This is a genomic window from Rummeliibacillus suwonensis, assembly GCF_007896435.1.
GTDB lineage: Bacteria > Bacillota > Bacilli > Bacillales_A > Planococcaceae > Rummeliibacillus > Rummeliibacillus suwonensis.
In genome coordinates this window covers 1-2649 of sequence record NZ_VCBL01000011.1, presented here as the reverse complement: position 1 = coordinate 2649, position 2649 = coordinate 1, and the positions used below count along the sequence as shown (strand labels likewise).

At 33.7% G+C, this 2649-nt stretch carries 1 protein-coding gene and 1 pseudogene; both read right to left on the bottom strand.

Translation table 11 applies throughout. From position 1 onward, the window contains the following. Positions 1-1204 precede the first annotated feature (1204 nt). Positions 1205-1840 (bottom strand): annotated as a pseudogene (locus FEU33_RS19460) (IS3 family transposase); the annotation flags it as partial. Positions 1841-1956: 116 nt separating this feature from the next. Beyond that, the gene (locus FEU33_RS18980; protein WP_186731492.1) at positions 1957-2112 is read right to left on the bottom strand and encodes a hypothetical protein; all 156 of its coding nucleotides are present in this window, start codon (positions 2110-2112) and stop codon (positions 1957-1959) included. Positions 2113-2649: the final 537 nt, after the last annotated feature.

Here is a 2649-nt window from a genome sequence, read left to right as displayed (position 1 = left end):
CCTTCCGCATCGAAAGCGTAAGCGACAGATGTGAAGCCGTTACCACAGGACGTGGCGAACTTAGGCTTTGTCCCTTAAAACGTTCCTGCGGGGTTTTCAGCTCAAGCTTTTCCCGTAGGACTTTGAATAAGCCTCCTTGAACTAACACCGCACGAAGAAAATGCATGCATTTTCGGGGAGTCGCTGTCTTCCCCTCCACAACTATAAAATTAGCTATTATTAAATGTTCGTATTTTTTAAGAAGAAAATGATTTATGAAATTGATTCATTCAATTACAAGAAGGTAGTAAATGAAAAAATGAGTTTCGTTTCGGTGATAATTTTTGTTTTTTATGGGCCTTTATGGGTATAATCCATATTTCTAATGCTGAAAAAGTTAATTCGAATAAAGAATTATAGGAAAATAAAAAGTTAAAACAAGCTACAGTAAATCAACTCAAAAACAAAGATTATCAATATGTAATTTCACCAGAAGAAACAATTGAAGTAATTAAGAGTTCCAAAGTGAATTTTGTCTATTTTTATAGTCCAACGTGTAGTCACTGTAAAATGCAACACCTAAAGTAAACAAGGTATTATCGAAAAAAGTTTGGAGATTATCAATATAATCTTTTAGAATATCAAAAAAAGGTGGCAAGAACTTAATATTAATGGTACACCAACTCTCATTGCCTTTAAAAATGGAAAAGAGGTTGAAAGATTTGAAGGAGATGTTGATATAAAAGTATTTCGAACTTTTATTACAAATACTATAGATGATAAAGATAACGAAGAATAGTAGACTGAAGGGATGGAGAATATGTCATTAGAAGCATTTAATCTTATTAAGTTTTGTTTTGTCTTCTTTTTAATTGTTGCCATTGCATTCTTGATTATTAATATCTTTAACAAAAGAAAGTTTTCATTAAGTAAAAGCACCACAATAGTTTCGCTATTAATTTGTTTAATAGTGTCCGGATTCCTTCTCGTTTTTGTGGGATACGCTGCCGATGAATTAAGGATTAATAGTGAATTCTATACAAGCTCAACTATTTTTTTAGTTTTATTATCACTTTCGAATTTTATAATTATTTCTTTGAAAAGGAATAAAGCATCTAAATAAGTTGAATAACATAATTATTTTCGCCTAATATAGAGAAAGTGTGGAAGAGATTTTTCAAACACTTTGTAAATATTGGATTGTCAACACTAAACTGTATAACTTTTATAAGGACCTTAGCTTGAATTCTATTGGGGTTAAGTATCCCAATGTTCCGTGAATTCGAATGTTATTGAACCAATGAACATAATCATTCAGTTCAAAAGACAGCTGTTCAAGGGTGGCGAATTGCTTGGTGTTTGCGAATTCGGTCTTAAACACTTTAAACATGGCTTCGACTATAGCGTTAGCATAAGGGCAACCCTTCATGCTAAGAGCGAACGTTGTATCCCAAACGTTTCTATGGCTTCTGAAATTAGTTGATTGTCAAATTCTTTTCCACGGTCTGTATGAAACATTTTGATGGTATTTAAGTTATTCTGAATGCTTGCCAAAGCTCGATAGACAAGTGCTGCATCTTTACTTGCTCTAGCACTATGGCCAATGATTTCTCGATTATAAAGGTCGACAAATAAACAGACGTAGTCCATTTCCAAGCGACACGAACGTATGTTAAATCACTGATAACCACCGCCAATCCCTGTTCCCACTAGAACTGGCGTTGTGATTTATTTTGGATAGATGCTTCGTTACAGGTTGAATGATGAGGCTTAAACTAGGGCCACTGTGTAATTAGATATAAGCCCTAGTTTTTTCATAATCCGTCTTACGTCGTGAAACGATGAATCCTTTCTTTTCTAATATCCCACTTTAACGGGCAGTAAGAACCTCATCTCAAGATATAGAGAGAAACGAAAGATAGATGGGAGGTCAACTGCCCGTAAAAGTCCGATTGGTTCGGGCCAACAGTATGTTGGTCACTCAGGTATTGTCGGAGGATGTGGCGTTCTTAATCTGAGTTCCTCTATTTCAGTGGGGATGAAGAAAATCCCTCGCTGATGGAGTTTCACTTTATTTTTGCGTGTGCCATAATTATTTCGACTTGCTTGAAAAATACTTTCTATAGTTTCCATCAATTCTTGTTCCTGCTGTTGTTGAAAGCCTTTTTCCCGGATTTTCCATTTTCATAAAGCTTGACCATTCTTGACCATTTGTAATTTAAATTCGGTTGTAAAAGTTTGACGCTGGCGAGGCATAATAGCACGCTTCTTTTAATTATCAGAGTCATTGTACTAGTCCTCATTTTTCTGCTTTCTGCCCAACTTAGTGTAGTCTATCCGTTTTTTGGTTAAAAGTTGAGTTAATTTGTATTATGACAAAAAAGCAAGCTTAAAATGAAATAGCTATTTTTTAATAAATAATAAAAACTATTGACATAGTTAAAATAAAAACATATAATAATTGAGTCGCTAACAAATGAAGTAAGTGACCGATATAAAATGAATTATTTTTTAAAAAGTTGTTGACTTTCTAAAAGATAATTGATAGAATATAAAAGTTCGCTGATGAGCGAATTGAATATGAACCTTGAAAACTGAACAAGCAAGACGTTAATCAATAAAATTTGTTCACTAACCTCCGTTAGTGACAAAGACAAAATAGATATCATC

What these genes read in the sequence shown, in the direction of transcription:
- FEU33_RS18980 (WP_186731492.1), bottom strand. Translation starts at nt 2,112, where the DNA reads ATGGAAACTATAGAAAGTATTTTTCAAGCAAGTCGAAATAATTATGGC.